Here is a 6562-nt window from a genome sequence, read left to right as displayed (position 1 = left end):
CAATATAAATACAAAAAAGAAGGTGACTCTAAACAAGTTAAGATAAAGGATAGAGCGAGTATTTCTGAAAGACCTAGCAGTGCTAATAGAAAAAATCTTTATCACTTTGAAGGTGACACTATTGTTGGTAAAGACCATAAAAGTGCTATTGTAACAATGGTCGATAGAGCTAGCAGATTTACTATTTTAGCCAAGTCTATAGATAGAACAGCTAATTCAATCAATAGAATATTGTACAAAGTATCTAATGGTCATAAAATATTAACAGCTACATTTGATAATGGTAAAGAGTTTGCTAAACATAAGAAGCTAACTAGCAAGACTGGCATCAAAGTATTCTTTGCTGATCCATACAGTCCTTGGCAAAGAGGTACTAATGAAAACATGAATAGGTATATCAGACAATTTATACCTAAAGGTACTAACTTTAACAATATATCTCATCAATACATTAGAAGTTACAGATAGACTTGAATAATAGACCTAAGAAATGTTCAAATTACTTGACACCTAATGAAGTACATTTTGGTATCTCTATAAACATTGAGAATACAATCTAGCATATATAAATAAAGCAAAAAACAAAGAGCCTATCTCTGGTGGAACCATAATATTAAGTTGTCCTATGATCACTCCAGTTATCAGAGATCCTGAAATACCACCTAATACAAAAGTCTTATACTTAATCTTTCCGAGTAAATAACCAATACTTATCGTTAAAAATAGTGCTATGAAAGGGTTTTTGAGTGTATTGAGTACTAACTGTAGAACCATCTTGAATCCCAGTATGACTGTATACATAAAGTATAGCAGACCTTAGTAGGTATAATAAATTACGGAGTCGCGATTCTTTGAGTATTTATATATCCACCTGGTACTGACTCAATCAGTGATTTGAGTTCGAGCTCAAATAGAATAGGAGTTATTTCGATGTAAGGAAGTTTCGACTCAGTAACTATTTTATCAATCGTTGTGAGCTCTTGTTCGATAATATCTAGAATTACTTTTTCGGGGTCACTTAGGTTTATATTATCATCAGCTATTTTTGTAGAAGTTTCTTGTAACAAGTTGTTTGAGTTGATATTTATCTCTTCTAGAATATCATTGATATCGCAAACTAGTTTTGCTCCTTGTTTGATTAATTCATTACAGCCTTGGCTTGATGTGCTAAAAATACTTCCTGGTACTGCGAATACTTCTTTGTTTTGTTTAAGAGCATGTTGAGCAGTTATTAATGAGCCACTTTTGCTAGCTGCTTCAATTATAACTACTCCTTTAGATAGTCCACTAATGATACGATTTCTCTGAGGAAAAGTGTAACGTGAAGCTGTTGTCCCTAGAGGTAGCTCAGATATTATTAATCCATTATTGGAAATAATATTGCTATATAGTTCTCTATTCGAGTTTGGATATATAATATCAACTCCTGTACCTACTACCGCTATAGTATTTAAATTGTTTTCAAGAGCATATTTATGAGCTAATGTGTCAATACCATAGGCTAGTCCACTTGTTATTGTGATGTTTGAGTCTTTGAGTTCTTTGCAAAGTTTGTAAGTAACATTCTTTCCATAAATAGAGTTATTTCTTGCACCAACAATTGCTAATTGAGCAGTCTCTAAAAGCTTTGTATTACCTGTACAATATAATACAAAAGGAGGATTGCTAATATGTTTGAGACTTTCTGGATAATCTTGATCTGAGTATATTACTAACTTGTTATTGCTATTTTCTAGCCAGTTATTAATTTTATCTAGATAGCTTTGATATTTTCTATTGCTGAGATACTCTATACTCTCAGAACGTAACGATAAGCTTTTGATAAATTCGCTTGGATTGTCGACAATCTCTCTAAAGTCGATGTTAAGTTCTAATGCTCTCAAAAGACGACTATTACCAAAATAGGGAGTACATGAAAGAGCGATTATGAAATTAGTGGTATCGTTCATTACAATCTAGTTGTTGCCATTGAGTTGCTAGTAATTTCTTGTAGTGAATTTACGATCATCGCTATAGAATAGTTGTTCGACTCTCTATATATGAAGCCATAACCTATATACTTAGGTGCTATAGGAAAGCCATCAGTTCTACTTTCTGGTTCATATAATATAACTTCTGCTCCTAGTTTTAGGCCATCAGTAGCGCCTTTATTGAGTAGAATACTATTATAAGATGATGAGAATGTGTTTGTATTCATAACATCTTCGAGTACATTGGCTGTTATTTTGCTTTTCATTTTAAAAGTTTCACTAGGAAGTTTTTGATCTGCAATAGCATCTGGTATTACATAATTGCCAACGCTAGCTTCTCTAGTTAGATTACTAATCGTAAGAGCTGTAATGCCTTTATAAGTATGATCATATTTTGCAGTTCCTAGCCTATAGTATTTTGTATCGTCATTAAATGAAGATAGAGGTTTAGGTTCTGAAATAATAATAAAGTTTTTGTTATCAACATTTTGAGGATATTCTTTATCAGCAAAAATCTTAAAGCCTATACTAAGTACAGGTCTTTTTTCGCTAGAATCGTATATTCTCGATACATTATCAACCTGATTACCGTTTAGTAGGTAAACATTTGAAAAGAACTTAGTGTAATCCGCAGGCTTCACATGTTTTAGATTCTGTTCTATATTATCTATTTGTTCGATTAGCCTGCTTTTTAGAGTGATTTCAACTCTTTGGTTTATTGCTCTATTTGAACTTGTATCATTTGGAGCAATAGGATCTTGATAACCTAGAGCCTTGATTATAATACCATTGTTTTTATCTAATCCTCTTCTTACAAGATACTCTTCAACACTTTCTGCACGATTTTTAGATAGTCTGATATTATATTCAGTTAGTATGTTTTTGTCAGTTAGAAGTTTTGACTCTACTTTTCCAGCATATCCTCGTATTGTAAATGTTGTAGTGTCTGTAAGCTTCAGGTATGCATATAATTTATTCAGAATTTGTTTGGCTTGATCATTAAGGTTATAGCTATCAGCATCAAATTTTATATTTGTTTGAATTAGGTCTGGGCCTTGCTGTTCTTTTAGGCATATAAAAGACTGGTTAGATTCTATTAACTTTTTTGTACATGGTTCTAATGTTGGGAAGGAGAGATTTTTATCACTAGGGTTTTCACTCCCTGTAAAAGTTTCACAACCTGCTATAGCAAATACTAGTAGCAATACTATGGCAAAGTTAAATAGTTTTTTCATAAGTAGTAATAAAGCTTGTAATTTATTAATACGATTCTACTATAAAGTTTTTGTTGAGAATAGTATTTGTAGCTAAGGTTGTTAACATATATCCATAAAATCAAGTTGTTATGTGAACAAAAGATGAATAAAATCTCTAAATATGGTATCTTGAAGTTCAAAAAATATAATTAGAATTTGTATGAAAATAACTTCAGATAGCTTTGTGAAAATGCATTTTAAATTTAGATTAAAAGATGGTTCTATAGCTGAAGATACAGAAAACTATAACAGGCCTTTTATATTTCAAATGGGTCAAGGATGCTTTACTAATAAAGTTGAAAATGAGTTAGAGGGTGCATCCATTGGCGATAGTAAAAGAGTTGTTTTAATGCCAGAGGAGGCTTTTGGAGAAAAGCATCCTGCAAGTATATACTCTGTGCCTAAATATAGATTTCCAAAGGATATGGAGTTAGAAGAGGGCTTAATTGTATCATTTAGCCAAAAAGATGGCTCTAAGCTACCGGGTTTGATTACGGAAATCAATGAAAATGATGTTACGGTAGATTTTAATCATCCATTATCAGGTCAGATAATTGTATTCGAAGCTAAGATTTTAGATATAGCTGAAAAAGAGGAAGATTTAGGTGAAGATATTATTAGCTAATCCAAGAGGCTTTTGTGCAGGTGTTAGTAGAGCTGTTGAGACTGTTGAAAAGGTTTTGGAAGTTGAAAAATCTCCTGTTTATGTACGCCATGAAGTTGTTCATAATAAGGTTGTTGTAGATTCTTTGAAGAAAAAAGGTGTAGTCTTTGTTAAAGAGGTTGATGAAGTTCCAGATGATGCTGTGTGTATATTTAGTGCTCATGGTGTCTCACTACAGGTTGAAGAAGCTGCTACTAAAAAGAATCTTGTTCTATACGATGCTACGTGTCCATTAGTTACTAAAGTCCATAGAGGTGTTCGCCTAGCAAGTAATAATGATGCTGAATGTGTTTTGATTGGTCATAAAGGACACCCTGAAGTTCAGGGCACTATGGGTCAGTATCGCAGTGAAAAAGGAGCTATATATTTAGTCGAAAGTGAACAAGATGTTGCTAATCTAGATATAAAAAATCCTGATAATCTATATTATGCGACACAAACTACTTTATCTGTAGACGAAACTCAGGGAATTATAGAGTCCTTAAAAAATAGGTTTCCAAATATCAAAGGGCCAAAAAAAGAAGATATTTGTTATGCAACACAGAATCGTCAAACAGCAATAAAGTCAATGCTTAAAGAAATAGATGTCTTAGTTGTTGTAGGCTCACAAAATAGCTCGAATTCTAATAGACTGAAAGAGCTTGCGACACTAGAAGGGATTGATGCTTATTTGGTAGATAATCCTGCGGATATTAAAAGCACCTGGTTTGAGAATAAGAAAGTTTGTGGAGTCAGTGCTGGAGCATCTGCACCTGAGTATCTTGTTCAGCAGGTAATTTCAGAGATATCTAGAGTTTGTGAAGGCGATGTTGCTGTTGAGGAGTTTGATGGTATCAAGGAGGAAGTCTATTTTCCTCTTCCAAGACTTCTGAAGCAGAAAATTATTGGTACTAATTGAGGAAAGGTCTTATGCAGAGATCAGTTAGAGGTGCAACAACAATAGAAAAAGATACTAAAGAGAATGTTTTAAGTGCGACAAAAGAGCTTTTGCAGCAGATGAAAAGTTGTAACAACATTAAGTCTGAAGATATTGTTAATATTATATTTACTGCAACTAGGGATATTGAATCCGAATTTCCTGCTGTTGCAGCTCGTGATGTGGGTTTAGTTAATGTTCCTTTGATTGATTGTCAACAAATGGTACGTGAAGGAGCATTAGAGTTTTGTATTAGGATTATGTTGACATATAATACAACTAAGTCGCAGCTTGATATAAATCATGTATATTTGCATCGGGCACAGGTGTTGCGACCAGATTTGTTAATAAATGTAGTAGGATTATAGTTATGTGGTTATTAGAAAATATTGATATGAAAAAGTCAAAATATATACTTCCTAGTTTGTTTACTAGTGCAAGTTTGTTATTTGCCTTTTTAGCTATTATTGCTGCCTTTCAAGGCAACTTTATATCATCTGCAGTTTATATGTTATTGGCAGGTTTTGCTGATGCATTTGATGGTAGAGTTGCAAGATATACTCACACTCAAACAGAATTTGGTGCTGCTTTAGATAGTCTTGCTGATGTGGTTTCTTTTGGAGCGACTCCTGCTTTAGTGATGTATTTTTGGAGCTTACATAACTTGGGAGCTTTAGGAGCAGCTATTGCATTTTTATATTTACTTGCTGTTGTTCTGAGATTAGCAAAATTTGATACTATGCCTGCTAGTGATAACTCAGAAGAAAGTATGCTTGAGCGTCGTTTATACTTTTATGGTATGCCTTGTCCAGCTGGAGCTGTGACTATCTCAGGATTGATTTGGATGGGTCAAAGATTTTTAGTTGGTGACTCTACATTCTTAAGTATTGTGGTTGTTGTTCTTACAGCATTTACTGCGCTATATTTAGCATTTATGATGGTTAGTGATATTAAATTTAGAAGTTTTAAAGATAGTGATGGTAAAGGTAATATTAGTAAGCTATATGTTATTTGTTTTATACTAATAATTTTGATGTTATTTACAATGCCTGATAAGTTACTGTATTTTATAATGATTGGTTATGCGTTATCTGGTCCAGTATCTCATTACAGATATAAGCAGAAAATCAAAAATAGTGATTTTAATGAAGATTCTGTAGTAGATGGTAAAAAAATTATAGATGCTGATTAATGTAGAGAATTATTCTTTAATTGTAACAAAAGCATCGTGACTAGCATGGCCTTGTTGACTTATGATGCCTGCAGATACTCCCCCAGGTTGTTGCATGTATCCTGGTTCATTAGAATCTAAGTTTTGGTCAGTTGGCGGAGGAGCTACATAGCCAAAAGAGTCTCCATTTGAGTTTGAACATGATATCAAAGCTGTAGCAACTAAAGCTAATACTAATAAAGTCGTTTTTTTCATTACAATATCAATCTGAAATTTTATTATTTATAAATAATAACAGATTTATATTGCTAGATAGTATTCTCAATGTTTATAGAGATACCAAAATGTACTTCATTAGGTGTCAAGTAATTTAAACATTTCTTAGGTCTATTATTCAAGTCTATCTGTAACTTTCTAATGTATTGATGAGATATATTGTTAAAGTTAGTACCTTTAGATATAAATTGTCTGATATACCTATTCATGTTTTCATTAGTACCTCTTTGCCAAGGACTGTATGGATCAGCAAAGAATACTTTGATGCCAGTCTCGCTAGTTAGCTTCTTATGTTTAGCAAACTCTTTA

At 32.8% G+C, this 6562-nt stretch carries 8 protein-coding genes and 2 pseudogenes; 5 read left to right on the top strand and 5 right to left on the bottom strand.

Going from position 1 to position 6562, the window contains the following annotated elements; all coding sequences use genetic code 11:
- Positions 1-560: pseudogene (locus tag F8C69_RS08250) on the top strand (IS30 family transposase); the annotation flags it as partial.
- On the opposite strand, the pseudogene F8C69_RS08245 reads toward F8C69_RS08250, so the two are convergent.
- The 3 genes and pseudogenes from F8C69_RS08245 to F8C69_RS08235 all read right to left on the bottom strand — a co-directional run.
- A pseudogene (locus F8C69_RS08245) lies at positions 559-774 on the bottom strand (aspartate-alanine antiporter-like transporter); the annotation flags it as partial. The pseudogenes F8C69_RS08250 and F8C69_RS08245 sit on opposite strands and share 2 nt — an antisense overlap.
- Before the next feature lie 59 nt (positions 775-833).
- Positions 834-1949: a DNA-processing protein DprA gene (gene dprA / locus F8C69_RS08240; protein ID WP_159184850.1), complete on the bottom strand. Its 1116-nt coding sequence runs from the start codon at positions 1947-1949 to the stop codon at positions 834-836.
- Positions 1949-3205, bottom strand: coding sequence for an OmpA family protein (locus F8C69_RS08235; RefSeq protein ID WP_159184849.1), 1257 nt, complete (start codon positions 3203-3205; stop codon positions 1949-1951). The genes dprA and F8C69_RS08235 overlap by 1 nt, the downstream gene beginning before the upstream one ends.
- 181 nt (positions 3206-3386) lie before the next feature.
- Between F8C69_RS08235 and fkpB the strand changes: the two genes are divergently transcribed.
- The 4 genes from fkpB to F8C69_RS08215 are packed head-to-tail and all read left to right on the top strand — an operon-like array spanning position 3387 to position 5998.
- Complete coding sequence (gene fkpB / locus F8C69_RS08230; RefSeq protein ID WP_159184848.1) at positions 3387-3851, top strand: FKBP-type peptidyl-prolyl cis-trans isomerase; 465 nt, start codon at positions 3387-3389, stop codon at positions 3849-3851.
- The gene (ispH, locus tag F8C69_RS08225; protein ID WP_159184847.1) at positions 3832-4788 is read left to right on the top strand and encodes a 4-hydroxy-3-methylbut-2-enyl diphosphate reductase; all 957 of its coding nucleotides are present in this window, start codon (positions 3832-3834) and stop codon (positions 4786-4788) included. Before fkpB ends, ispH begins: the two co-directional genes overlap by 20 nt.
- Before the next feature lie 11 nt (positions 4789-4799).
- Complete coding sequence (gene aroH / locus F8C69_RS08220; RefSeq protein WP_159184846.1) at positions 4800-5174, top strand: chorismate mutase; 375 nt, start codon at positions 4800-4802, stop codon at positions 5172-5174.
- Between the two features lie 2 nt (positions 5175-5176).
- Complete coding sequence (locus F8C69_RS08215; protein ID WP_192189645.1) at positions 5177-5998, top strand: CDP-alcohol phosphatidyltransferase family protein; 822 nt, start codon at positions 5177-5179, stop codon at positions 5996-5998.
- Between the two features lie 9 nt (positions 5999-6007).
- Here F8C69_RS08215 and F8C69_RS08210 read toward each other — a convergent pair whose 3' ends face one another.
- Both F8C69_RS08210 and F8C69_RS08205 read right to left on the bottom strand, forming a co-directional pair.
- A complete protein-coding gene (locus tag F8C69_RS08210; protein ID WP_159184845.1) occupies positions 6008-6232 on the bottom strand; it encodes a hypothetical protein in 225 nt (74 codons plus the stop codon).
- Between the two features lie 53 nt (positions 6233-6285).
- A partial coding sequence (locus F8C69_RS08205) for an IS30 family transposase (RefSeq protein ID WP_159184702.1) occupies positions 6286-6562 on the bottom strand: 277 nt, incomplete at its 5' end.

Origin of the sequence: Francisella noatunensis subsp. noatunensis (assembly GCF_009823375.1) — a bacterium.
Classification (GTDB): Bacteria; Pseudomonadota; Gammaproteobacteria; order Francisellales; family Francisellaceae; genus Francisella; species Francisella noatunensis.
This window is presented reverse-complemented; position numbering and strand designations above follow the sequence as displayed.

Excerpts from the sequence above, each read along its gene's own strand:
- dprA (WP_159184850.1), bottom strand. The coding sequence starts at position 1,949 with ATGAACGATACCACTAATTTCATAATCGCTCTTTCATGTACTCCCTAT.
- F8C69_RS08235 (WP_159184849.1), bottom strand. The coding sequence starts at position 3,205 with ATGAAAAAACTATTTAACTTTGCCATAGTATTGCTACTAGTATTTGCT.
- fkpB (WP_159184848.1), top strand. The coding sequence starts at position 3,387 with ATGAAAATAACTTCAGATAGCTTTGTGAAAATGCATTTTAAATTTAGA.
- aroH (WP_159184846.1), top strand. The coding sequence starts at position 4,800 with ATGCAGAGATCAGTTAGAGGTGCAACAACAATAGAAAAAGATACTAAA.
- F8C69_RS08215 (WP_192189645.1), top strand. The coding sequence starts at position 5,177 with ATGTGGTTATTAGAAAATATTGATATGAAAAAGTCAAAATATATACTT.
- F8C69_RS08210 (WP_159184845.1), bottom strand. The coding sequence starts at position 6,232 with ATGAAAAAAACGACTTTATTAGTATTAGCTTTAGTTGCTACAGCTTTG.